This window comes from Tianweitania aestuarii (assembly GCF_018457165.1).
In the GTDB taxonomy this organism is placed as follows: Bacteria; Pseudomonadota; Alphaproteobacteria; order Rhizobiales; family Rhizobiaceae; genus Tianweitania; species Tianweitania aestuarii.
The window spans coordinates 1-21,969 of sequence record NZ_JAFMNX010000001.1 but is presented as its reverse complement, the minus strand read 5'-3'; the positions used below and the strand labels follow the sequence as shown (position 1 = coordinate 21,969).

Annotated in this window: 21 protein-coding genes and 2 tRNA genes; 18 read left to right on the top strand and 5 right to left on the bottom strand. The window is 60.9% G+C overall.

Translation table 11 applies throughout. The features are described from left to right. Window positions 1-70 precede the first annotated feature (70 nt). Window positions 71-277, top strand: coding sequence for a hypothetical protein (locus tag JYU29_RS00115; protein WP_250157116.1), 207 nt, complete (start codon window positions 71-73; stop codon window positions 275-277). 105 nt (window positions 278-382) lie between these two features. Then, window positions 383-1,498 carry an AI-2E family transporter gene (locus JYU29_RS00110; RefSeq protein WP_213982773.1) on the top strand — a complete coding sequence of 372 codons (1,116 nt, stop codon included), beginning with the start codon at window positions 383-385 and terminating at the stop codon, window positions 1,496-1,498. 97 nt (window positions 1,499-1,595) lie between these two features. Here the strand turns inward: JYU29_RS00110 and JYU29_RS00105 are convergent. Next, window positions 1,596-1,671, bottom strand: a tRNA-Ala gene (locus tag JYU29_RS00105). Window positions 1,672-1,849: 178 nt separating this feature from the next. Continuing rightward, window positions 1,850-2,251, bottom strand: a complete 402-nt coding sequence (locus JYU29_RS00100; RefSeq protein WP_213982772.1) for a TIGR02300 family protein — start codon at window positions 2,249-2,251, stop codon at window positions 1,850-1,852. A 273-nt stretch (window positions 2,252-2,524) separates the two neighbouring features. On the opposite strand from JYU29_RS00100, the gene aroA reads away from it, so the two are divergent. The 4 genes from aroA to rpsA all read left to right on the top strand — a co-directional run bounded on the left by aroA (window position 2,525) and on the right by rpsA (window position 6,913). Further along, window positions 2,525-3,865: a 3-phosphoshikimate 1-carboxyvinyltransferase gene (gene aroA / locus JYU29_RS00095; RefSeq protein WP_213982771.1), complete on the top strand. Its 1,341-nt coding sequence runs from the start codon at window positions 2,525-2,527 to the stop codon at window positions 3,863-3,865. A gap of 8 nt (window positions 3,866-3,873) precedes the next feature. After that, entirely contained in the window at window positions 3,874-4,218 is a 345-nt protein-coding gene (locus tag JYU29_RS00090) for a hypothetical protein (protein ID WP_213982770.1), read from the top strand. Between the two features lie 138 nt (window positions 4,219-4,356). Further along, window positions 4,357-5,001, top strand: coding sequence for a (d)CMP kinase (cmk, locus tag JYU29_RS00085; RefSeq protein ID WP_213982769.1), 645 nt, complete (start codon window positions 4,357-4,359; stop codon window positions 4,999-5,001). A 214-nt stretch (window positions 5,002-5,215) separates the two neighbouring features. Beyond that, window positions 5,216-6,913 (top strand): 30S ribosomal protein S1, encoded by a 1,698-nt coding sequence (gene rpsA, locus JYU29_RS00080; protein WP_213982768.1) that lies wholly within the window; start codon window positions 5,216-5,218, stop codon window positions 6,911-6,913. Between the two features lie 80 nt (window positions 6,914-6,993). On the opposite strand, the gene JYU29_RS00075 is transcribed toward rpsA, so the two are convergent. Beyond that, window positions 6,994-7,449, bottom strand: a complete 456-nt coding sequence (locus JYU29_RS00075; protein WP_250157114.1) for a DoxX family protein — start codon at window positions 7,447-7,449, stop codon at window positions 6,994-6,996. A gap of 250 nt (window positions 7,450-7,699) precedes the next feature. On the opposite strand from JYU29_RS00075, the gene JYU29_RS00070 reads away from it, so the two are divergent. After that, the gene (locus JYU29_RS00070) at window positions 7,700-8,677 is read left to right on the top strand and encodes a complex I NDUFA9 subunit family protein (protein ID WP_213982767.1); all 978 of its coding nucleotides are present in this window, start codon (window positions 7,700-7,702) and stop codon (window positions 8,675-8,677) included. A 24-nt stretch (window positions 8,678-8,701) separates the two neighbouring features. Here JYU29_RS00070 and JYU29_RS00065 read toward each other — a convergent pair whose 3' ends face one another. After that, window positions 8,702-9,508, bottom strand: coding sequence for an undecaprenyl-diphosphate phosphatase (locus JYU29_RS00065; RefSeq protein WP_213982766.1), 807 nt, complete (start codon window positions 9,506-9,508; stop codon window positions 8,702-8,704). Between the two features lie 200 nt (window positions 9,509-9,708). Between JYU29_RS00065 and JYU29_RS00060 the strand changes: the two genes are divergently transcribed. From JYU29_RS00060 to JYU29_RS00010, 11 genes are all read left to right on the top strand, one after another. Further along, window positions 9,709-10,401 carry a glutathione S-transferase family protein gene (locus JYU29_RS00060; protein WP_213982765.1) on the top strand — a complete coding sequence of 231 codons (693 nt, stop codon included), beginning with the start codon at window positions 9,709-9,711 and terminating at the stop codon, window positions 10,399-10,401. 1 nt (window position 10,402) lies between these two features. Next, on the top strand, window positions 10,403-11,557 hold the full coding sequence (gene queG, locus JYU29_RS00055; RefSeq protein ID WP_213982764.1) for a tRNA epoxyqueuosine(34) reductase QueG: 1,155 nt from the start codon (window positions 10,403-10,405) through the stop codon (window positions 11,555-11,557). 2 nt (window positions 11,558-11,559) lie between these two features. Next, on the top strand, window positions 11,560-12,435 hold the full coding sequence (locus JYU29_RS00050) for an SDR family oxidoreductase (protein WP_213982763.1): 876 nt from the start codon (window positions 11,560-11,562) through the stop codon (window positions 12,433-12,435). A gap of 112 nt (window positions 12,436-12,547) precedes the next feature. Next, window positions 12,548-13,573, top strand: a complete 1,026-nt coding sequence (mepA, locus tag JYU29_RS00045) for a penicillin-insensitive murein endopeptidase (RefSeq protein ID WP_213982762.1) — start codon at window positions 12,548-12,550, stop codon at window positions 13,571-13,573. A 69-nt stretch (window positions 13,574-13,642) separates the two neighbouring features. Continuing rightward, window positions 13,643-14,032 carry a methylglyoxal synthase gene (locus JYU29_RS00040; protein ID WP_213982761.1) on the top strand — a complete coding sequence of 130 codons (390 nt, stop codon included), beginning with the start codon at window positions 13,643-13,645 and terminating at the stop codon, window positions 14,030-14,032. A gap of 24 nt (window positions 14,033-14,056) precedes the next feature. After that, a complete protein-coding gene (locus tag JYU29_RS00035; protein WP_213982760.1) occupies window positions 14,057-15,079 on the top strand; it encodes a glucokinase in 1,023 nt (340 codons plus the stop codon). A gap of 208 nt (window positions 15,080-15,287) precedes the next feature. Continuing rightward, complete coding sequence (locus tag JYU29_RS00030; RefSeq protein ID WP_250157217.1) at window positions 15,288-17,063, top strand: ABC transporter ATP-binding protein; 1,776 nt, start codon at window positions 15,288-15,290, stop codon at window positions 17,061-17,063. Beyond that, window positions 17,060-17,890: a 4-hydroxy-tetrahydrodipicolinate reductase gene (gene dapB, locus JYU29_RS00025; RefSeq protein WP_250157113.1), complete on the top strand. Its 831-nt coding sequence runs from the start codon at window positions 17,060-17,062 to the stop codon at window positions 17,888-17,890. The genes JYU29_RS00030 and dapB overlap by 4 nt, the downstream gene beginning before the upstream one ends. A gap of 45 nt (window positions 17,891-17,935) precedes the next feature. Further along, window positions 17,936-18,550 carry a 2,3-bisphosphoglycerate-dependent phosphoglycerate mutase gene (locus tag JYU29_RS00020; protein ID WP_213982759.1) on the top strand — a complete coding sequence of 205 codons (615 nt, stop codon included), beginning with the start codon at window positions 17,936-17,938 and terminating at the stop codon, window positions 18,548-18,550. A gap of 133 nt (window positions 18,551-18,683) precedes the next feature. After that, window positions 18,684-18,768: transfer RNA gene (locus tag JYU29_RS00015), tRNA-Leu, on the top strand. 85 nt (window positions 18,769-18,853) lie between these two features. Next, a complete protein-coding gene (locus tag JYU29_RS00010) occupies window positions 18,854-20,536 on the top strand; it encodes a site-specific integrase (RefSeq protein ID WP_213982758.1) in 1,683 nt (560 codons plus the stop codon). A gap of 8 nt (window positions 20,537-20,544) precedes the next feature. Here the strand turns inward: JYU29_RS00010 and JYU29_RS00005 are convergent, their stop codons facing one another. After that, entirely contained in the window at window positions 20,545-21,654 is a 1,110-nt protein-coding gene (locus JYU29_RS00005; protein ID WP_347879865.1) for a reverse transcriptase domain-containing protein, read from the bottom strand. Window positions 21,655-21,969 lie beyond the last annotated feature (315 nt).

Sequence of the window (21,969 nt, the reverse complement as noted above, 5' to 3'; positions counted from 1 at the left end):
TGCGCTGCATCTCTAAGTCATGCGTGGCTGAGGATGGGGCTGGCACAAGTTGCACCCTCACGATGGCCTGGTGCATCAGCGCTGGTTGTTCAAGAAGCCGCCGCGCTACGGCTATCTCAAGCGCTTGTACCAGGCCCATCGCCTGCATCACGCCGTAGACGAGAAAGAAGGCGCCGTGTCGTTCGACTTTCTCTACGCCCCGCCTGTTGCCGAACTGTCGAAGCAGCTGGGCCAAAGGCGCAAAGCTGAAAAGCATGCCGACCGGACGCCGCTGTAAGTCAGGTGTCATAACAGTCAAAGGTAGGCGTATCTGATCGTTATCTTGGCTCAAGGCATGTTAGGTGAAGCTTGCAACTGCACCTCACACGCCAAGAGCGCTGATATGGATGATCTGAAACCCCGTGCCGAGAAGGCGAGCTTCGTGATTGTGATCGTTCTGGTCACGATCGCGTTTGTTTGGCTGCTTATTCCATTCTACGGCGCGCTTTTATGGGCCGTGATCCTCGCTCTCCTGTTTAACCCGCTGGAACGCTGGCTGACCTGGAAGCTGAGCGGACGACGCGGTTTTGCCGCCGCGCTCAGCGTGCTTGCCTGTATCTGCATCGTGCTCATCCCAGGCGTGATCGTTCTGTCTTCCCTTACAAGCCAGGCAACCGGCCTTTATGAGCGGATCCGCTCAAGCCAGACCGATCCTGCGCTGATCATTCAAACAATGCGCGATTCACTTCCCGCTTTCGTCACCGATCTTCTCGAACGCTTTAATCTCGGCACGCTGGATGAAATTCAGCAGCAGCTGGCGAGCTTTATTGGCCAGACATCCCAGTTCATCGCCAGCCGCCTCGTTACGATCGGGCAAGGAACGGCGCAGCTCGTCGTCAGCCTCGGCGTCATGCTCTACGTGCTGTTCTTTCTGTTCCGCGACGGACGCTCGCTGGCGCTGAAGATCGGTAGAGCAAGCCCGCTCAGTCCGCATCACACGGCGCATATCCTGAACAAGTTCAGCTCGGTGGTGAAGGCGACCGTCAAGGGCAACGTCATCATCGCCGGTATTCAGGGCACGATCGGCGGCATCGCCTTTTACTTCCTCGGCCTGCCCGCAGCCTTGTTGTGGGGCGTGTCCATGGCGATCCTGTCGCTGTTGCCGGCTGTCGGCGCCGCGATTGTGTGGGGACCGGTTGCCGTCTACCTGATCCTTTCCGGCGCTTACCTGAAGGGCGCGATCCTGATTGCCATCGGCGTTCTGGTGATCGGCCTCGTTGACAATCTCCTGCGACCGCCTCTGGTGGGTGCGGGAACACGGATGCCCGATTACGTGGTTCTGGTTTCCACGCTCGGCGGCATTGCGCTGTTCGGGATCAACGGTTTCGTTGTGGGGCCACTGATTGCGGCGTTGTTTATCGCCGTCTGGTCGCTCTTCACCGAAGACCGCGGCACCACGCGTGTCGCGAGCACCGTTGCCATCAAGGAAGAGACAACCGAACCGCCTCAGACGCTTTGAAGCATTCAGGGGCGGAGAGATGTTTCCGCCCTCGGCAACCGACCAACGCCGAAGCGCGCCGTAACATTATCGTTCAATGTGAGAATGTTCGAAGATTTGGTGGAGCCAAGCGGGATCGAACCGCTGACCTCCTGCATGCCATGCAGGCGCTCTCCCAGCTGAGCTATGGCCCCATCTAAAAACCGGCAGGTGCTGCCGGTGGGTGCTGGCCGTGATGGCTTGCGCTGTCACGGTGGGCGGCTTCTAACCGCGCTTTCCGAAGAGATCAAGCCCTTCTGACACGCTTCGAGCGCCTTTCTTTGTCGGCGCTCGAAAAGGGCGTGCTATTGCAAGCACGCCAGGCTGAAAAGATCAGCTTTCGTCGTCTTCGTCGCCACCACGAACAATGTCTTCGAGGTCGTCGTCTTCGTCTTCCTCGTCTTCAAGGAAGGTGTTTTCGTCGTCATCGCCGAGATCCACGTCGTCATCTTCGTCGATGTCCGGCAGGTTCTCGTCTTCCTTGTTATCCTCGTCGGCTTCTTCGAGCGAGATGGTTTCAGCCTCATCATCGACCTCCTCCACTTCGTTCGTTTCCTTCTCGTCCGCATCCTCGTTGCGCGTGGATGCGCGCACCGGCGAAGCCGTCGTTTCGAAGAAGCTCAGCGGATATGTCTTGCCCGTATAGGGCGAGACAATCGGATCCTTGTTCAGGTCGTAGAATTTTCGCCCGGTTTCGGGGCAGACACGCTTGGTGCCAAGCTCGGGATTTGCCACGGTTGCCTCGTGTCTCATGGGGAGCCGTGCCACACTCGCCTCAAGCGGGCGACAAGCTCCGTCGGTCTGTTTAGAAGTGCGGACCCCATACAAACAGTTCCCAATCCTGTCAAAGCCTTTGGCAGCGTCGCGAGCCTGGTCCGTCCCGCAGACGATCAACGGGGCGCGAACAAGTCGCAGCGCCAGGGATGACCGGGTGGAGAAAGGGTGGTACGGAAGCGACCACCGGCGGCACCCGCTTTCCGGCCCAATGCCCTCATATTTCTTGTGCTTATGTCTCATTCAGCTCTGCCCCAGCCCGCCACTGCCCATCGCTCCGAAGCGTTGACCGGCCGCGTCCGCGTTCCCGGCGACAAGTCGATCTCCCATCGCTCCTTTATGTTCGGCGGTCTGGCTTCGGGCGAAACGCGCATCACCGGCCTGCTTGAAGGCGAAGACGTGATGCGCACCGGCGAAGCCATGAAGGCAATGGGCGCGCGGATCGAGCGCAACGGTGCAGAATGGGTGATCCAGGGTACCGGCAATGGTTGCCTGCTCCAGCCGGAAGCACCGCTCGATTTCGGCAATGCCGGCACGGGCTCACGGCTCACGATGGGGCTCGTGGGCACGTATGACATGGAAACGACTTTCATCGGCGACGCGTCCTTGTCGAAGCGACCGATGGCGCGCGTGCTCGATCCCTTGCGCGAAATGGGCGTGCAGGTCGTGAGTGCGGCACCCGGCGACCGTATGCCGCTGACCCTGCGCGGGCCGAAACATGCCGCTCCCATCACCTATCGCGTGCCGATGCCTTCGGCGCAGGTGAAATCGGCCGTGCTGCTAGCTGGCCTCAATACCGCGGGCATCACCACCGTGCTTGAGCCGGTGATGACGCGTGATCATACCGAAAAGATGCTGCGCGGCTTCGGCGCTGCAATCGAGGTCGAGACGGACGCGGCCGGTTTGCGCACCATCCGCATCGAGGGCGAAGGGAAGCTGACCGGCCAGGTCATCGCAGTTCCCGGTGATCCGTCCTCGGCCGCCTTCCCGCTCGTTGCAGCGCTGCTCGTGCCGGGCTCGGACATCACGATCGACAACGTACTGATGAACCCGACCCGCACCGGCCTCATCCTGACGCTGCAGGAGATGGGCGCCGACATCACGCTTTTGAACCCGCGCAATGCAGGCGGCGAGGACGTCGTGGATCTGCGCGTGCGCGCATCCGACCTGCGCGGCGTGACCGTTCCGCCCGAACGCGCTCCGTCGATGATCGACGAATATCCCGTGCTGGCCGTTGCCGCTTCTTTCGCCGAAGGCATTACGGTGATGGAAGGGCTGGACGAACTACGCGTGAAGGAATCCGACCGGCTTGCCGCCGTTGCGGCCGGTTTGAAAGCCAACAATGTCGACTGCACGGAAGGCGAGGCTTCCCTGTCGGTGACCGGATGCCCCGGCGGTATGGGTCTCGGCGGCGGCACGGTGGAAACGCATCTCGACCACCGCATCGCCATGGCTTTCCTCGTCATGGGCTTGGCGGCAAGCAAGCCCGTCACGGTTGATGACCGCGCCATGATTGCGACCAGCTTTCCGGAGTTCATGGATCTGATGACCGGCTTGGGCGCCGTTATCGAGTAAGAACCGGCATGGATCGGCTTGCATCCCTCTCGTTTCTCGTCGAGCCTCTTCTGGGCTACGCGTTTTACGCCGTGGCCTGCGTGCCTTTCGTGGTGTGGGCCGGCGTCGCGACACGGAACAGCACCGCGGCACGATCAGGCAGCTACCCAGGTCATGCCGTGACCTTCTGGTTCTTGTTTCTGCCGCTCACCTTGTTTGCAACAGGCCTGATCCGAGGCTTCGACCTCAGCGATCCGGCAACGCCTTATATCGACGACGAATGGGGACAGGTGCTGACCCTGCTCACGGTTCCCGCAACCGGCTGGCTTCTTGGCTACGTCGTCGGGGTCATCATGGGCAGCAATGAGCGCTGACGGGTTTGATGATGCCGGCTTGCGCCGCTTCGCCGCTTTGACCTATCGGTCGCGACGAGAACACTTCACTGGAAGTGACAGGCCATGTCGGGCGAGTTTTCAGGCTACGCCGGCACGAGCCAAATTGGGTTTGACGTGATGACAAAACCTCTCATCATCGCCATCGACGGCCCGGCCGCATCGGGCAAGGGGACGCTGGCCCGGCGGTTGGCTGCGCAATACGGCTTGCCGCATCTCGATACCGGCCTCACCTACCGTGCTGTGGCGCATCGTCTGCTCCAATTCGGATTGCCGCTCGAAAATGTGTCGGCGGCGGAAACGGCGGCCAGGCAGCTCGATCTCGGGGACATGAACCGCGAAGTCCTATCACAGCATGCGGTTGGTGAAGCGGCGTCGAAGGTCGCCGTGATGCCAAGCGTGAGGCGCATCCTCGTCGACAAGCAGCGGGAGTTTGCGGCCAAAGGCGCCGTTTTAGACGGACGCGACATCGGCACGGTTGTTTGTCCGGATGCGAGCGTAAAGCTTTATGTGACCGCCTCGCCGCAGGTACGCGCCAGGCGTCGCCATGACGAAATGGTGGCTGGCGGGAAGGATGTTTCCTACGAGACGATCCTTGCAGATATCGAGCGCCGCGATGCGCGCGACATGGGCCGCGCGGACTCGCCCTTGAAGCCTGCGGAGAGCGCCTACTTGCTCGATACCTCGCAAATGGATATAGAAGCCGCGTTTTCTGCGGCGAAGACGATCATCGATGTTCGCTTATCCGCTGAGAACACGATCTAGATCCAAAAAGGATTTGGCGACGGTTTTGATCGTCACCATATCTGAGTGGACACGATCGTTAACCTGCCTGCCTGCATTCCATGCGCCGGACCAGCCGCTCACAAGCGGTACAGGGCATTGATTTTGCCCGGATTGTTCGGCAGGCGACCGCAACACGAACCCACGGCGCTGCCGCTCCCGGGATACGGGATCAAGCGGCTCTCCAGGAGATTATATGTCGAAAGCCAATCCATCCCGCGACGATTTCGCGAGCCTGCTCGAAGAGTCGTTCTCTGAAAACGCATCTTCCGAAGGTTCCGTCGTACGGGGAACCGTGACCGCCATCGAAAAAGACATGGCGATCATCGACGTCGGCCTGAAGGTCGAAGGTCGCGTGCCGCTGAAGGAATTCGGCGCCAAGGCCAAGGACGGCCAGCTTGCCGTCGGCGACACCGTCGAAGTCTATGTCGAGCGCATCGAGAACGCGCTGGGCGAAGCCATGCTGTCGCGCGACAAGGCTCGCCGCGAAGAAAGCTGGGTTCGCCTCGAAGAGAAGTTCAACGCCAACGAGCGCGTCGAAGGCGTCATCTTCAACCAGGTCAAGGGCGGCTTCACGGTCGATCTCGACGGCGCAGTGGCGTTCCTGCCGCGCTCCCAGGTTGATATCCGCCCGATCCGCGACGTTACCCCGCTGATGCACAACCCGCAGCCGTTCGAGATCCTGAAGATGGATCGTCGTCGCGGCAACATCGTGGTTTCGCGCCGCACCGTTCTCGAAGAGAGCCGTGCAGAGCAGCGTTCCGAGATCGTCCAGAACCTCGAAGAGGGTCAGGTGGTTGAGGGTGTGGTCAAGAACATCACCGATTACGGTGCATTCGTTGATCTCGGCGGAATCGACGGCCTGCTGCACGTTACCGACATGGCCTGGCGCCGCGTCAACCATCCGACCGAAATCCTCAACATCGGTCAGACGGTCAAGGTGCAGATCATCCGCATCAACCAGGAAACCCATCGTATCTCGCTCGGTATGAAGCAGCTCGAGAGCGATCCGTGGTCCGACATCGGCACCAAGTTCCCGATCGGCAAGAAGATCGCCGGTACGGTTACGAACATCACCGACTACGGTGCGTTCGTTGAACTGGAGCCAGGCATCGAAGGCCTGATCCACGTGTCGGAAATGTCCTGGACGAAGAAGAACGTCCATCCGGGCAAGATCCTGTCGACGACCCAGGCTGTCGACGTTGTCGTGCTTGAAGTCGATCCGTCCAAGCGTCGTATCTCGCTCGGTCTCAAGCAGACCCTCGAGAACCCATGGGAAGCCTTCGCACGCAACCATCCGGTTGGCAGCCAGGTCGAGGGCGAGGTCAAGAACAAGACCGAGTTCGGCCTGTTCATCGGTCTCGATGGCGATGTCGACGGCATGGTTCACCTGTCGGATCTCGACTGGAACCGTCCGGGCGAGCAGGTCATCGAGGAATACAACCGCGGTGAAATGGTGCAGGCTCAGGTTCTCGACGTTGATGTCGACAAGGAGCGCATCTCGCTCGGCATCAAGCAGCTCGGCAAGGACGCTATCGGCGAAGCCGCTACGTCGGGCGAACTGCGCAAGAACGCCGTTGTGACCTGTGAAGTGACCGCGATCACCGACGGTGGCATCGAGGTTCGCCTTGTCGATCACGACATGGAAAGCTTCGTTCGTCGCTCCGACCTGTCGCGTGACCGTGACGAGCAGCGCCCTGAGCGTTTCTCGGTTGGCCAGAAGGTCGATGCGCGCGTCATCGCCTTCGACAAGAAGACCCGTCGTCTGCAGGTTTCCATCAAGGCGCTGGAAATCGCCGAAGAGAAGGAAGCCGTTGCACAGTACGGTTCGACCGACTCGGGTGCTTCGCTCGGCGACATCCTGGGCGCAGCCCTCAAGAACCGCGGCAACTAAGCCTCAGGTTCTCAAGCAAACATGAAAAACCCCGCCGGAGCGATCCGGCGGGGTTTTTATTTGTTTGGTTCAACGGGCGCTTAGAACTCGCGGCCGATCTTGGCATCCACCGAATGGCGGTTGCCGCCGCGGATCGCGAAGAAGAGCATGATCGATGCCCAGATGATCGACAGCTCGGAGCCGCCATAGCCTTCAGCCTTGACGATCCAGTGGAAATACACGGTGACCATCAGGACGAAGAACGCAGCAAAGGCGGACGGACGGGTCAGAAAGCCTATGGCGATAAACAAGCCACCAACGAATTCCGTCAGCGCAAGAAGCAACGACCAGAACGAGCCTGGATAGAAGCCGAGGCTTTCCACCATGCCGGCCGCACCGAATGGATTCATGATCTTGCCATAGCCATGCGTGACGAGAGCCAAGCCGGCCACGACGCGCATGAGGGTTTCCACGCCGTCATGTGCAGCGGCATAAAGGCCGCCTAGCGCTGGAACAAACAGCCGGCGACGGCCGGGTAGGTTTGGATTGTGGGTCAAACGAAAGAAGCTCCGATCAGGTGATGAAATAACCGGCGCCTTTGAGGCGATGCTCCGTCGCCGGTCAATTCACTATGCCTTGATGAGCCTCCGATCGCGCGCGGCGCCTGTTAAGCACGCATGAGTGGCTTGTTTAACCGAGCTTTCGAGGCAAATTGCAGTGGCACCGAAGCAAAGCGCATCTTTGCCTTGCTCGCTAAAGCGCATATATCGCTTCCAACCCATAGGCATCCACGCCGGAGACCCGATCATGACGACCATCAAGGCAAGCCCGAAACTCGTAACCGTGTTCGGAGGCTCGGGCTTTGTGGGACGCCACATCGTGCGAGCGCTGGCGCGGCGCGGCTATCAGGTGCGCGTTGCGTGCCGCAATCCGAATATTGCAAACTTCGTACAGCCTCTCGGCAATGTCGGGCAGGTTCAGCCGATCCAGGCCAATCTGCGGTATCGCTGGTCGGTGGACCGTGCTGTGGAAGGCGCCGATTTCGTCGTCAACGCCGTTGGCATCTTGTTTGAAAGCGGACGTCAAAGCTTCAACACCGTTCAGGATTTCGGTGCGCGTTCGGTTGCAGAAGCGGCGCGCGCTGCCGGTGCACCGCTGACCCACATCTCCGCCATCGGCGCGAATGTGGATTCCGAGTCTGTTTATGCGCGCAGCAAGGCCAAGGGCGAGGCCGGTGTTCTGGAAAGCATGCCTGATGCCGTGATCCTGCGGCCTTCGATCGTGTTCGGTCCGGAAGATAGCTTCTTCAACCGCTTCGCCGATATGGCGCGCTATTCCCCCATGCTTCCGCTGCTTGGCGGCGGCAAGACACGGCTGCAGCCGGTTTATGTCGGCGATATCGCCGAAGCGGCTGCCATGTCGGTCGACGGACAGGTTGCGGGCGGCCGCGTATACGAACTCGGCGGACCTGAGGTGATGACCTTCCGCGAGTGCATGGAGCATATGCTGGAAGTGGTGGACCGCCGCCGTCCGCTCGTTTCCGTGCCATGGTCGATCGCAAAGTTGCAGGGCGCCATCCTTGGCAATCTGCCTGGTCATCTTCTGACCAGCGATCAGGTCACGCTGTTGCAGTCCGACAATGTCGTATCAGAAGAAGCAGAAAAGGATGGCCGGACGCTGAGCGGTCTTGGCATCAAGGCTGAGACGGTGGACGCAATCCTGCCGAGCTACCTGTGGCGCTACCGCGTTGCCGGCCAATATACGCGGGTCGGCCGCCACGCCTGATCCTTGATGGCAGGCCTCGCCTTCTCACCCCACGGTGAGAAGGGCGATCAGGCCGACCGTGCCGACCACGATGCGCCACCAGCCGAACATAGAATAACCGCGCTTCGAGACGAAATCGAGCAGCGACCGCACCACCAGAACGCCGACGATGAAGGCCATGATGAAGCCGGCGCCAATGATCGGCAGGTCGGCTGCTGTCAGAACGTCCCAGTTCTTGATCAGGTCGAAGGTAAACGCGCCGGCCATTGTCGGCATGGCGAGGAAAAACGAGAACTCGGCGGCCGAACGCTTGCTGGCGCCCATCAAAAGCGCGCCAACGATCGTGGAGCCGGAGCGCGACGTGCCGGGGATCATCGCCAGGCACTGAAAGAAGCCGATCTTCAGGCACAGCGAGAGCGGATAATCGATCAGGTCGTTATAGATCGGCTGTTCGGCCCGGCGATCCACCCACAACAGCACGATGCCGCCCAGGATAAGGGCGATGCAGATCGTCATCGGTGATTCGAACAGCACGGCCTTGATGAAGCCATGCGCGAACACGCCAATTACGGCTGCAGGCAAAAACGCCACCAGAACGCCAAGAACAAAGCGTTGCGCCGCCCTGCTTCGCGGAAGATGTACGAACAGGTCCCAAAGGCGGCCGAAATAAACGGTCAGGATCGCCAATATGGCGCCGACCTGGATCAAAACTTCGAAAGCCTTGCCGGTTGATTGAAAGCCCAGGAAGTGCCCCGCCAGCAGGAGGTGGCCTGTGGAGGATACCGGCAGAAACTCGGTCAGACCTTCCAATGCGCCAAGAAGAAGCGCTTCAACGATTGTCTGGTCTGCCATGTGTTTACCTTCGAGGCCGGTCGGATTGCGGCGGCCGCACCATTGCGCATGAACCTTGTCCGAGTCATGACCACTCAGCGCTTGCTTGTCAGCGCCGCGATCTGCTCCTATAGGACCAGCCTTGATCGCATCCTCGGACACAGGCGCGGCCTGTAGCGGCACAGCCGGCCAAATGCCAGCCTCTCATTTCAGAAGCGGATATGCTGACCCTTTTTCATCACCCAATGTCCGCAGCCAGCCGGTTCATTCGCCTCATCTTCGGGGAATACGGCGAAGAGATCGCCCTGATCGAGGAGCGACCCTGGGCCCGGCGCAAAGAGTTCCTGACGCTCAACCCCGCAGGCTCGATTCCCGTTTTGCTGGCGGAAGGCGATGTCCCGATCGTCGGCGGCACCGTGATTTCCGAATATATCGATGAAACGCGCGGCGTGTTGAAGCGCGAACGGCGCTTGTTTGCCGACACATCCGTGGAGCGTGCCGAAATCCGCCGCTTGGTGGACTGGTATCTCGGCAAGACCGAAAACGAAGTGACGCGCCACCTCGTGCGCGAACGCGTTTACAAGCCGCTAATGCCGGCTGGCGAAGGCGGCGGTTCACCCGATTCGGCGGTGATCCGCACAGCTCGCTCCAACCTCAAGCAGCATATGAAATATACGAACTGGCTGGCCGGTACGCGTAACTGGTTGGCCGGCGATCGCATCACCTATGCCGACATGGCAGGTGCAGCCACGCTGGCGACGCTCGATTACCTCGGCGAGATCAACTGGAGCGAATATCCGGCGGCCAAGGACTGGTACACGCGCATGAAATCACGCCCGGCCTTCCGTTCGATCCTGGCCGACCGGGTACGCGGCGTTTCGCCGTCGTCGCATTACGCGGATCTGGACTTTTGACATGATAACCGCCGCTTCCGGGAGGGCAGCGCGGTTGCGGGCTTTCCTCGAAGTCGAGGCGAAAGCGGTGGGGTTCGATGCGATCGGCATCACCCGGCCGAATTCCATTCCACGCGCCCCCGAACGGCTGCAGGTCTTCTTAAGCGATGGCCATCATGGCTCAATGGACTGGATGGAAACTCGCAGGAACGAGCGGGCCGATCCTCAGGCGCTATGGGGTGACGTTCGCTCCGTGATCATGCTTGGCATGAATTATGGTCCCGACAGCGATCCGCGCGCCGTGCATGCGCAAAAGGATCGCGCGGCCATCTCCGTTTACGCGCAGAACCGCGATTATCATGATGTGGTCAAGGGCAAGCTGAAGACGCTTGCCGGCAAGTTCGCGTCGCGTGCGGGCGCCGACGTCAAGGTCTTCGTGGATACCGCCCCGGTGATGGAAAAGCCGCTTGCAGAACAGGCCGGGCTTGGCTGGCAGGGCAAGCACACCAATCTGGTCAGCCGTCAGTTCGGCTCATGGCTGTTTCTCGGCTCCATCTTCACCACGGTTGAACTTCCAGCCGATGACGCGGTTGCCGATCATTGCGGCCGCTGCAACGCCTGTCAGACTGCCTGCCCGACAAACGCCTTTCCGGCTCCTTACCGGCTCGATGCACGGCGCTGCATTTCCTATCTCACCATCGAGAACAAGGGCCCGATCCCGCCCGAATTCAGGCCAGCGATCGGCAACCGCATCTATGGCTGCGACGATTGCCTCGCCGCCTGCCCCTGGAACAAGTTCGCGCAGGTTGCGGCCGAAGCGAAGTTTGCCGCGCGTGACGATCTGCGGGCACCGCGAATGGCTGAACTGCTGGCGCTGGATGATGCGGCGTTTCGCACGCTGTTCAGCGGTTCGCCGGTGAAACGCATCGGGCGCGATCGATTTTTGCGCAATGTCCTGATTGCTGCGGGCAATTCCGGAGATGCAACGCTGATCCCGGCTTGCGAAGCGCTGCTGGCCGATCCGAACCCGCTGGTGCGCGGTGCCGCCGTGTGGGCGCTGTCGCAATTGATGGCGGGCGCGGCCTTTGCGGGTCTCGCGCAGCGCCATGAGAATGAGGCCGACGCGGACGTGCGCGCAGAATGGCGCGCGGTATTGCCGGTGTTTGAGGACGCATGACCATGCGCGTTTTGATCTTCGGGGCAGGCTATTCCGGCCGCGCCATCGGGCAGTGCTTCGCCCAAGCCGGCGTTCCCGTCAGCGGCACAACCCGCTCGACCGCGAATTTCGCAGCCTTGAAGCAGCTCGGCATCGAACCATTCCAGTTCGACGGAAGTGTAACCGAGGCGCTGGCTGCCGAGATCAGGCAGACCACGCATCTGATCCTGTCCGCCGCGCCGGATGCGACCGGCGATCCCGTTCTGAACGCCGCTGGCGATCTGCTGCGGGACCAGACACCGGCGCTGCAATGGGTCGGTTATCTTTCGACCATCGGCGTTTATGGCGATCGCGCTGGCGGCTGGGTGGCGGAAGACGATCTGCGAGATCCAACCTCGACACGGGGGCAGCAACGTGTTGTCGCCGAACAAGCCTGGAACGCCTTTGGCAGCGCCAAGGGAATCCCGGTTGCCCAGCTTCGCTTAGGCGGCATCTACGGGCCGGGGCGCAACACCTTCCTGAACCTCGAAGACGGCAAGGCCAGACGCATCATAAAGCCGGGTCAGGTCTTCAACCGCATCCATGTCGAAGACATCGCGGGAGCAACGGAACTGTTGGCTCGGGGAAAAATCGGAGGCGCCTTCAACATCGTCGACGACGAGCCCGCGCCGCCTCAGGATGTCATTACCTTCGCGGCAGATCTCATGGGCGTGGAGCCACCGCCTGCGATCCCGTTCGATGAAGCCGACATGTCGCCGATGGCACGCAGCTTCTATGGCGACAACAAGCGCATCTCCAACGCCAAGCTGCGGCAAGCCGGATACGCGTTTCGTTATCCGAACTACCGGGTTGCGCTCCAGGCAATGATGCAAGCCGGCAACTGGCGCGACGCTGGGTAAGCCTCCTCACGCACCATCAGCGAGCTGGAACGTGTGACGTTAAGCTTCCGTTAACCTTGGCGGCGGAAGGATCATCTCCAAAGGCGGCCCATGCGCCGTTGGAGATCACCCGATGCGCACACCTTCTCGATGGCTCCGCGCGGTTTTTGCCTGCGCCACCCTGCTCGCTCTTGTTCCTGCCGTTCCGCAGGCCAACGCCGCAGAGCCGCTTGCCAAGGACCTGTTCGGGTCCAAATCCCTGCCCGCCGCCATTCCTGCCAAGTCCTATGGCTTTTATTCCAAAGGCTGCTTCGGTGGTGGCATCGCCATGGCGGTGGATGGTCCGCATTGGCAGGCCATGCGCTTGTCGCGCAACCGTCGCTGGGGACACCCACAGCTCATCCAGGTTCTGGAACGCTTGTCGGATGATGGGGCCGCCAAGGACGGCTGGAACGGCCTGATGCTGGGCGATATTTCGCAGCCGCGCGGAGGCCCGATGTTGTCCGGCCATGCCTCGCACCAAGTCGGGCTCGATGCCGACATCTGGTTCACGCCGATGCCGAAGCGGCGTTTGTCCGGACCGGAGCGGGAAAGCTTCGAACCCAAGTCCATGATCAAGGGCGGTGGTTTGACCGTCGATGACCGGCTTTGGACGCCGGCGCATGCCGCGATCCTGAAGCGCGCTGCCGGTTATCCGGAAGTCGAGCGCATTTTCGTTCATCCAGGCATCAAGAAGAAGCTTTGCGACACGGTGAAGGGCGATCGTGCCTGGCTCAACAAGGTGCGGCCTTTCTGGGGCCACGACTACCATTTCCACGTTCGCATCGGCTGCCCACCCGGTTCGGTCGACTGCAAGGCCCAGGAATCCACGGGCACCGGCGACGGTTGCGACAAGTCGCTTGCCTGGTGGTTCACCGAAGAGCCCTGGCGCAAGTCTACCGGCCCACAGGCGCCACGGGCCCGTGATGTGATGACGATGAAAGCGTTGCCCAAGGAGTGCCGCATGGTGCTGGAAGCACCCGCGCCGCAGTCCGAAGCGTCGGTGACGGTAGGCGGCGGCAGCAACCGCGTGGCGAATGTCATCCCGACCGTGTCCGCCGTCGAACCGGAACTGCCGAACGCGATTCCGGTGCCCACTCCGCGCCCATTGGCGCAATAAAGCGCCCGGAAAGCCTTGGCGGCAGCGTCGAACCGGACTAGGTCTCAATCGATTTAGTTTGGTCTGCCCATGTCCCGCCGCATCGCCCTCATTGCGCATGATTTGAAGAAGGACGACCTCGTCGCCTTCGTGTCCGTGCATGCTGCCTTTTTCGAGACCTGCAGCCTCGTTGCGACGGGTACGACCGGCAGCCTGGTCAAAGCAGCCTGCCCCCAACTCGATGTAACGCTTCTGAAGAGCGGACCGCTTGGCGGCGACCAGCAGATCGGCGCTCTGATTGCGGAAGGCGCCATCGATATTCTTATCTTCTTTGTCGATCCCCTGACGCCGATGCCGCATGATGTCGACGTCAAGGCACTTATGCGGCTCGGCATCGTTTACGACATTGCAATGGCGCTCAACCGGGCTTCTGCGGAGATGATCCTTCGTAGCGAGGAAGCCGGTTGGAACGGCGCATGACCAGGCGGAACAGGCGGAAACGAAATGGCTCAGCTTTTTGAAGACACGGTGTTGAAGTTCCCGGTTCTGATCGGCGACATCGGCGGCACCAATGCCCGCTTCGCGATCCTGACCGGTCCGCATGCCGATCCCAAGGAATTTCCCATCGTGCAAACGGCGGATTTCGCCACGATCGATGATGCGATCCAGACCTCCATTCTGGACCGCACCTCGTTGCGTCCGCTTTCGGCGGTGCTGGCCGTTGCAGGTCCGGTGGAAGGCGACGAAATCCGCCTGACCAACTGCCCGTGGGTTGTTCGGCCGAAGACATTCTTCGGCGAACTCGGCTTTTCCGAACTGATCGTGCTCAATGATTTCGAGGCGCAGGCACTTGCCGTCGTGGCCTTGGGTGAGCAGCACATGGAACAGATCGGCGGCGGCCCGGCCGAGCCGCTTGCCAGCCGTGTCGTGCTTGGTCCGGGCACCGGGCTTGGTGTCGCCGGTCTCGTTCATGCCGTTCACACCTGGGTGCCCGTTCCCGGCGAAGGCGGCCATATGGATATCGGGCCACGAACCGAGCGCGATTACGCGGTATGGCCGCACATCGAAAAGATCGAGGGCCGTGTTTCCGGCGAGCAGCTGCTGAGCGGCCGTGGTCTGGTGAACCTTTATCGTGCCATTGCGAAGACCGACGGCAAGGAGGCTACCTTGACCACGCCGGCCGAGGTGACGGCGCGTGCGCTCGACACATCCGATGCCATGGCCGTCGAAGCCGTCGAGATGTTCGTGACGGCGCTAGGTCGCACGGCCGGCGATCTGGCGCTCGTGTTCATGAGCAAGGGCGGCGTGTTCCTGACCGGTGGCATTGCACAAAAGATCATTCCGGCGCTGAAAACCGGTGCGTTCCGCAGCGCTTTCGAAGACAAGGCGCCGCATAGCCACCTTCTCAGCACGATGCCGGTCTACGTCATCACCCACCCACTGGCCGCGCTGGCTGGCCTGGCGGCTTTTGCCCGCACACCCGCTTTGTTTGGGGTCGAAACACACGGCCGCCGCTGGAGCGCTTGAGACCGCGCTTCAGCTCGACGGGAATGTTCCGCGATTTCGCCGATAGAAATGTGGCCGCGATGCCTTTATGAAGGCGCCAACAGCCGGGTGCATGCTGCGCCGGTTGTTCAACAAACTGGACGAGCGGTTGACGGCCATCAAGCAGAACGAGGCAGGTAAAACCAGGCAGGGCATTTTCAGGGGCGAAACCTACGCCATCCTGAAGCGCATGCTGGCGGAAAACAGCCGGGATTATGCCGGCTCCTACACGATCGCCATTCTTTGCCTGCTGGCGATCGCCGGCACCACCGCATTCAGCGCCTGGATCATGCGCGACGTCATCGACGAGATCTTCGTCAATGCGCGGGCCGACCTGATTGCTGTCATCTCATTCTCGATCTTCGCGGCCTTTCTTATTCGCGGCATCGCCGGATATGCGCAATCCGTGATCCTGGCGCGCGTCGGCAACAATCTCGTTGCGCGCTACCAGAAGCGCATCTTCGACCATCTGATGAAGCTCGGCATCGGCTTTTTTAGTGACCAGCGCTCCGGCCAGCTGGCCGCGCGGATCACCGAAAACGTCAACGGCGTGCGTGATCTTCTTTCGATGACGCTGACTTCGATTGCGCGCGATCTGGTGTCACTGCTCGCGCTGGTGGGTGTGATGATCTACCAGGATCCGTTTCTGGCCATGATCGCGCTTCTGATCGGTCCGCCGCTGATCTTTGCGGTCAACACGCTGATGCGGCGCCTGCGCAAGGCTGCGCGCAAAGCCGTCGTAATCAATTCCCGTCTCGTCGGGGCTATCCAGGAAGCGACCCAGGGCGTGGCCATCGTCAAGGCCTTCACGATGGAAGACCAGCTGTCGCGGCGTATCGGCACGCTGATTGATGATGCCGAACAGCGCGCCAACAAGATCGCGCAGGTTTCCGAGCGCACCACGCCCATCGCCGAAATTCTGGCCGGTGTGGCGGTGGCCGGGGTGATCGCCTATTCCGGTTATCGCGCGGCCTATGAACAGCTGCCGCCCGGCGCGGTGTTTGCCTTTATCACCGCCTTGATGCTGGCCTACGACCCCGCCCGCCGTTTGGCGCGCGTCCAGGTCAACCTGGAAAAGTCGCTCGTCAACGCGCGCATGATCTACGAGATTCTCGATATCGAGCCCCATCAGCGCGACGCCATTGGTGCGACGGAGCTGAAGGTTCAGGCTGGCGCGATCCGCTTCGAGACTGCCAGCTTTGCGTATGACGAAACGCTGCCCGTACTGCGCGCCGTTTCCTTCGTGGCCGGAGCCAACCAGACGACAGCAATCGTGGGCTCCTCAGGCGCGGGCAAATCGACGCTGATCTCGCTTCTGCTGCGGTTCTACGATCTCCAGTCCGGCCGCATTACCGTGGATGATCAGGATATTGCCGGCGTCACCAAGCAGTCGCTGCGCAGCCAGATCGCCTATGTTTCGCAGCAGCCTTATTTGTTCGAAGGCACGATCCGCGACAACATCCGCTATGGCCGCCCCGATGCGACCGATGCCGAGGTCGAGGAAGCCGCTCGCATCGCCTATGCCGACACCTTCATTCGCGCTCAAACCGAAGGTTATGACACCTTGGTCGGCGAAAGCGGTGCCACACTGTCAGGCGGGCAGCGACAGCGCGTATCGATCGCCCGCGCCATCCTGCGCAATGCGCCGATCCTCGTGCTCGATGAAGCCACTTCGGCGCTCGACAATGAATCGGAAGCGCAGGTGCAGGCCGCACTCGAGCGTGTGATGCAGGGTCGAACCACGATCGTGATTGCCCACCGAATGTCGACGGTGGTGAATGCCGACAAGATCGTGGTGATGGACTCCGGCGAGGTCGTCGAGCAAGGCACACATGACGCGCTTCTCGCGGATAAGAACGGCATCTATGCACGCTTCTATCGTCTTCAAACACAAAAGGGACTGGAGCTCGTGGAAGACCGCGCCGCATCCGAACTGCCGCCCCTCCAGCGAAAGACACTTCCATGACGAGCGAGAACGCCTTGAGCCCGATGCGACTGGTCGTGGTGGGTGCCGGCGGCCGCATGGGTCAGGCGCTGATCCGCGCTATCGGCGAATCGGCAGAGGCCGTTTTGTCGGGTGCTGTGGAGCGTCAGGGGTCCGCAGCGATTGGACGTGATGCGGGCGAGCTTGCCGGCGTCGGCTCGCTCGGCGTCATCGTCAGTGATGACCCGCTGCTGGTCTTTGCCCAGGCAGATGGTGTGCTTGATTTCACCTCGCCTGCCGCGACCGTTGAGTTTGCCGGCTATGCCGCACAAGCGCATATCGCGCATGTGATCGGCACCACCGGCTGTTCGGCAGACGACGATGCCAAGATCCTCGCCGCCGCGCGCCACACGGCGATCGTGAAATCCGGCAATATGAGCCTCGGCGTCAATCTCCTCGCCGCGTTGGTGGAACAGGCGGCCCGCGCTTTGCCCGCAGCTGACTTCGACATCGAGGTTCTGGAAATGCACCATCGCCACAAGGTGGATGCCCCGTCCGGCACCGCCCTGCTGCTGGGTGACGCCGCAGCAAAGGGCCGCGCTGTGGATCTGAACGAAAACAGCGTACGCAGCCGTGACGGCCATACCGGCGCACGCGAAGCGGGCACGATCGGCTTTGCCACCTTGCGCGGCGGCTCCGTTGTGGGCGAGCATTCCGTGATCCTCGCTGGCGCGGGCGAGCGCATCGCGCTTGGCCACATGGCCGAAGACCGCTCGATTTTCGCCCGCGGCGCCGTACGGGCAGCCTTGTGGGCGCGCGGACGCAAATCCGGCCTGTATTCCATGCGAGACGTTCTTGGCCTGGCATGACCGCCAGTCCTGCCTTCTGATCATCGAACGAACTGGGAGAGAATTATGTCCGGTACCCTCGTGCTCGTGCGCCATGGCCAGAGCGATTGGAACCTCAAGAACCTGTTCACCGGCTGGCGTGATCCCGAGTTGACCGACCAGGGCGTCACCGAAGCCAAGGCCGCCGGCACAAAGCTTGCCGCGCGCGGGCTCAAGTTCGATCTCGCTTATACATCCGACCTGAAGCGGGCGCAGAACACTTGCTCGCTGATCCTCGGTGAACTTGCGCAAGACAATCTCAAGACGATCCGTCATCAGGCGCTGAACGAGCGCGATTACGGCGACCTGTCAGGCCTCAACAAGGACGATGCGCGCGCCAAATGGGGCGAAGACCAGGTTCACATCTGGCGCCGCTCCTATGACGTCCCACCGCCCGGTGGCGAAAGCCTGCGCGATACGGGTGCTCGCGTGTGGCCCTACTACATGCACGAGATCCAGCCGCACGTGCTGCGCGGCGAAACCGTGCTCGTCGCAGCCCACGGCAATTCCCTGCGCGCCCTTATCATGGCGCTCGATGGTCTGACGGGTGAGGAAGTCGTCTCGATGGAGCTCGGAACAGGCGTCCCGATCGTCTACAAGCTCAATGCAGATTCGACGGTCGCATCCAAGGAAACGCTGTAATTTTCAGTCCGGCCGGCAACTAGGGCCGGCTCACAATCTTCGCAGAATGACGCATCTGCGAAGATTGCTGAAAACAGCGAAGATTGTACGTTGACAGACCGAAGCGCCGCACGTACATCGGCGGCGCACACCTGCCCAGGTGGCGGAATTGGTAGACGCGCACGGTTCAGGTCCGTGTGCCGCGAGGCGTGGAGGTTCGAGTCCTCTCCTGGGCACCAACTCCCCTGATTGTTCAGGGAAGCCCGAGACTTAAGCGATTACAAGGGATTGCATGGGGCGGCCTGTACAACAGGACTGCACAACATGCCCCTTGCAATAGCCCGTCCGATGAAACGACCCGGCACCCAAAATAAGCAGTTCGTCCAACGCATCCCGGCCGATGTGAAGACGAAGACCCGAGGTCTCAAGCTGGCTATTCCGCTTGGAGATAAGGTCATCCCTGTGACCATCTCTCCGACGACACCAGACATTCGTCTTTCTCTCCGCACCAGCGACCCCGCCGAGGCTAAGCTTCGGACTGCGACCATCACGGCATACCTCGCAAGGATGTGGCAGTCCGTGCGCGATGGAACCCGAAGGTTGACCCATAAGGAAGCTTTGGCGCTCGCTGGCGAAATTTACCGTGAGTTCGTGGAAGCAATCGAAGACGATCCGGGCAAGCCTGAGATGTGGGCAGGGGTGGAGGTGGCGAACATCGCGGCGACCGAGGGAAGGTTCGGCCGGGCCGCCCTCATGATCAGTGATGACGCTACGATCCGCCAGAAGAGCATGGAGGAGCGGTTCGGCTTCTGGGCGGACAGCAAGCTCGCGACCCTCGGCTTCCTTGTGGATGACGATAGCCGCAGGCGTTTGATCGAAGAGACTGGCAAGGCCCTGCAGGACGCCGCTATGGACCTGATGCGGAACGCTGACGGAGACTACGGACCAGACACCCGCACCCAGCGGTTTCCCACATGGACGCCTCCAAAGCCTCAGCAGAGCACCGCCGCATCAACAGCGCAGTCTAAGACGGCGGATGGGGACAAGCTCATCACCCTCTTCGGCAAGTTGGCGAAGGAACGCGGATATGCGCCGAAGACAGTTTCCGAGTGGACCCGTAGTGTCCAGAGCCTGACGGACCACGCCAAGACGGAAGACGCGTCAGCGATCACAGCGGAAGCCATTATCGCGTGGATGGCCATGCTGGTGGAGAAGGGCCGCAGCGCAAAAACGATCAACGAGACCTACTTCGCTGCAATCAAGACCATATACCGGTGGGCGCGTGGGAAACGATACGTCCCGAGCGCCCCTACTGCAGACGTGCCGAAGATACACCGCAGGGAGGAAGGAGATGGCAAGCGTGGCTTCACTAAAGCGGAGGCCGAGACGATCCTTGGCGCGTCGCTGAAGGAGACGAACCCGATCCGGCGTTGGGTTCCGTGGCTTCTAGCCTACAGCGGAGCCCGAGCTGGTGAAGTGGTCCAACTCCGAAAAGAGGACGTGAAGCAGGAGCCCGAGACGGGACTATGGATGATGGACTTCGCTCCTGGCGCTGGCCGGGTGAAGAACAAGGCGTCCCGTCGCGTAGTCCCGCTTCATGACCATCTAATAGAGCTTGGCTTCGTTGAGTGGGTGAAAGCGCAAGCTGCTGGAAGGCTCTTCTACGAGGACCGAGAAGGCGGCGATGAGGATGGTAAGCGGCCTCGGAAGTCGGTCGCCGTGAACCGCTTGGGGGACTGGATACGAGGCCTCAACCTCGAAGCGGTGCTGTCAGGAGAGGTCAGCCCGAACCATGGGTGGCGTCATCGCTTTTCGACAGAGCTTGTGAACCTTGATGTCTCCGACACTCGGCGGAAGCGCATCACGGGCCACAGGCTAGATGGACAGGATAACCGTTACGTTGGTGCGTTGGAGATGCAGCGGCTATCGGAGGCGGTGAACCGTCTCCCTCGCTATCTCTCCAACGTGGGGAACTACGCTCAATCTGAGACGACACGCGATGCCTAAGGGACACATCACCTTCTGCGGCTTGCAACCTTGGTTTCTGGGAACTCCTTGATCCCCAGGACCATCGCCTTGTTCGCAGACAGTTCGCTCACCGCCTTTTCACCGAACGCTTTAACGAAGAGGGCACGCGTGCTCTCACGGGCCTCGTTGTTAAGCACCTTGATGAGCTGGCTGACGTTCGACGCGGCAGTGTACGCTGCGCGGTAGCCTGCGATCCTGTTCGTCGCCCCTTGCACGGCAGCGGCAAGGGTGACGCGATCCCGAGCCAAACGATCGAAATCCCGGAAGTACCCCAACTCGTCCCGAATGTGGGCGAGCTGCTTCGGCGTGATGCAAAGGGCGTAGTCGCCAAGAGCGTCAGATGCTTTCGCTATCTCCAACCCCAGGAACTCAATTGCCTCCTCCGGCTCTGCAATCTGCGTCTTGCTCCCTGGCTCCAGAGCGGGAAGGGTAAAGCTCTGCTCATTCAGTAAGCTGCGGGCCAGGTTGTCCACGCGAAGGCACTCATCACGGCTCTCGCAGAAGACGATGAAGTCATCCGCGTATCGGACTGCATGGAATCCGTTAGCCGCCATGCCGCTGTCGAAGCGCTGTAGGATAACGTTCGAGAGGAAGGGTGAGATGGGCATACCCTGCCGCACCCCTATCCCAGGTCGGAGCCCAGCTTGATCGACCCTCCGGTTCGTACCGGGGTCAACGCGAGCGACTTCGCAGGCGACTGTCTTCTGCAACAGTCCCCGAAAGCTCGGCTGACGAAACATCTGCATAGTCCGATCAACCACCTGCTTCCTCGGAATGTTGTCGAAGAAGGACGTAATGTCGGACTTGTGGGCCCAAGGAAACTTGCGGCGCAGCTCTAAGGCTTTGTTTTGCGCAGGGTGAATGCCCTTCTTGTCGTCGTCTACGGAGGACATGAAGGCGTAGCTCACGCTGTTGCGTATCAGCGCAGCGCCAGGGCGCGTCATAAGGTGCTGAACGAGCATCCGCTGCACGATCCTATCGCGGATCGTAGGAACGCAGATCACTCGCATCCCTTTGCCATTCGGCTTCGGTATAGGAATAGGACGAAGCGGACTTAAGTTGTAGTCAAGCTTCAGGTCCCTATGCAGCCTACTCACGAAGAGAGAAGTGTTAGACTTCACGTCCCCCCAAGTGACGTGATCGACCCCGCTTGATGTCGTCGCGCTCGCCCTCTTCAAGTACGCTTTCGTGGCCTCATCAACATTCTTCAATGTGAAGAGAGCAGCGTAGGCAGATGTGCTCACCTATCCGTCTCCGCAGTCCGCCGCCCTTACCCAAGGTGTCCCAATAAGGCGGCCAGTTGCGGAACGAATGTGGGCTTCCCCACCACGGCCACCATGAACAGTCGGCTTGACCTAAGTCATGGAAGTCGCTGTCGCATCTCCGTTTACGGCGCTCTCGCATGAGATTGC

What these genes read in the sequence shown, in the direction of transcription:
- JYU29_RS00110 (WP_213982773.1), top strand. Translation starts at nt 383, where the DNA reads ATGGATGATCTGAAACCCCGTGCCGAGAAGGCGAGCTTCGTGATTGTG.
- aroA (WP_213982771.1), top strand. Translation starts at nt 2,525, where the DNA reads ATGTCTCATTCAGCTCTGCCCCAGCCCGCCACTGCCCATCGCTCCGAA.
- JYU29_RS00090 (WP_213982770.1), top strand. Translation starts at nt 3,874, where the DNA reads ATGGATCGGCTTGCATCCCTCTCGTTTCTCGTCGAGCCTCTTCTGGGC.
- cmk (WP_213982769.1), top strand. Translation starts at nt 4,357, where the DNA reads ATGACAAAACCTCTCATCATCGCCATCGACGGCCCGGCCGCATCGGGC.
- rpsA (WP_213982768.1), top strand. Translation starts at nt 5,216, where the DNA reads ATGTCGAAAGCCAATCCATCCCGCGACGATTTCGCGAGCCTGCTCGAA.
- JYU29_RS00070 (WP_213982767.1), top strand. Translation starts at nt 7,700, where the DNA reads ATGACGACCATCAAGGCAAGCCCGAAACTCGTAACCGTGTTCGGAGGC.
- JYU29_RS00065 (WP_213982766.1), bottom strand. Translation starts at nt 9,508, where the DNA reads ATGGCAGACCAGACAATCGTTGAAGCGCTTCTTCTTGGCGCATTGGAA.
- JYU29_RS00060 (WP_213982765.1), top strand. Translation starts at nt 9,709, where the DNA reads ATGCTGACCCTTTTTCATCACCCAATGTCCGCAGCCAGCCGGTTCATT.
- queG (WP_213982764.1), top strand. Translation starts at nt 10,403, where the DNA reads ATGATAACCGCCGCTTCCGGGAGGGCAGCGCGGTTGCGGGCTTTCCTC.
- JYU29_RS00050 (WP_213982763.1), top strand. Translation starts at nt 11,560, where the DNA reads ATGCGCGTTTTGATCTTCGGGGCAGGCTATTCCGGCCGCGCCATCGGG.
- mepA (WP_213982762.1), top strand. Translation starts at nt 12,548, where the DNA reads ATGCGCACACCTTCTCGATGGCTCCGCGCGGTTTTTGCCTGCGCCACC.
- JYU29_RS00040 (WP_213982761.1), top strand. Translation starts at nt 13,643, where the DNA reads ATGTCCCGCCGCATCGCCCTCATTGCGCATGATTTGAAGAAGGACGAC.
- JYU29_RS00035 (WP_213982760.1), top strand. Translation starts at nt 14,057, where the DNA reads ATGGCTCAGCTTTTTGAAGACACGGTGTTGAAGTTCCCGGTTCTGATC.
- JYU29_RS00030 (WP_250157217.1), top strand. Translation starts at nt 15,288, where the DNA reads ATGCTGGCGGAAAACAGCCGGGATTATGCCGGCTCCTACACGATCGCC.
- dapB (WP_250157113.1), top strand. Translation starts at nt 17,060, where the DNA reads ATGACGAGCGAGAACGCCTTGAGCCCGATGCGACTGGTCGTGGTGGGT.
- JYU29_RS00020 (WP_213982759.1), top strand. Translation starts at nt 17,936, where the DNA reads ATGTCCGGTACCCTCGTGCTCGTGCGCCATGGCCAGAGCGATTGGAAC.
- JYU29_RS00010 (WP_213982758.1), top strand. Translation starts at nt 18,854, where the DNA reads ATGCCCCTTGCAATAGCCCGTCCGATGAAACGACCCGGCACCCAAAAT.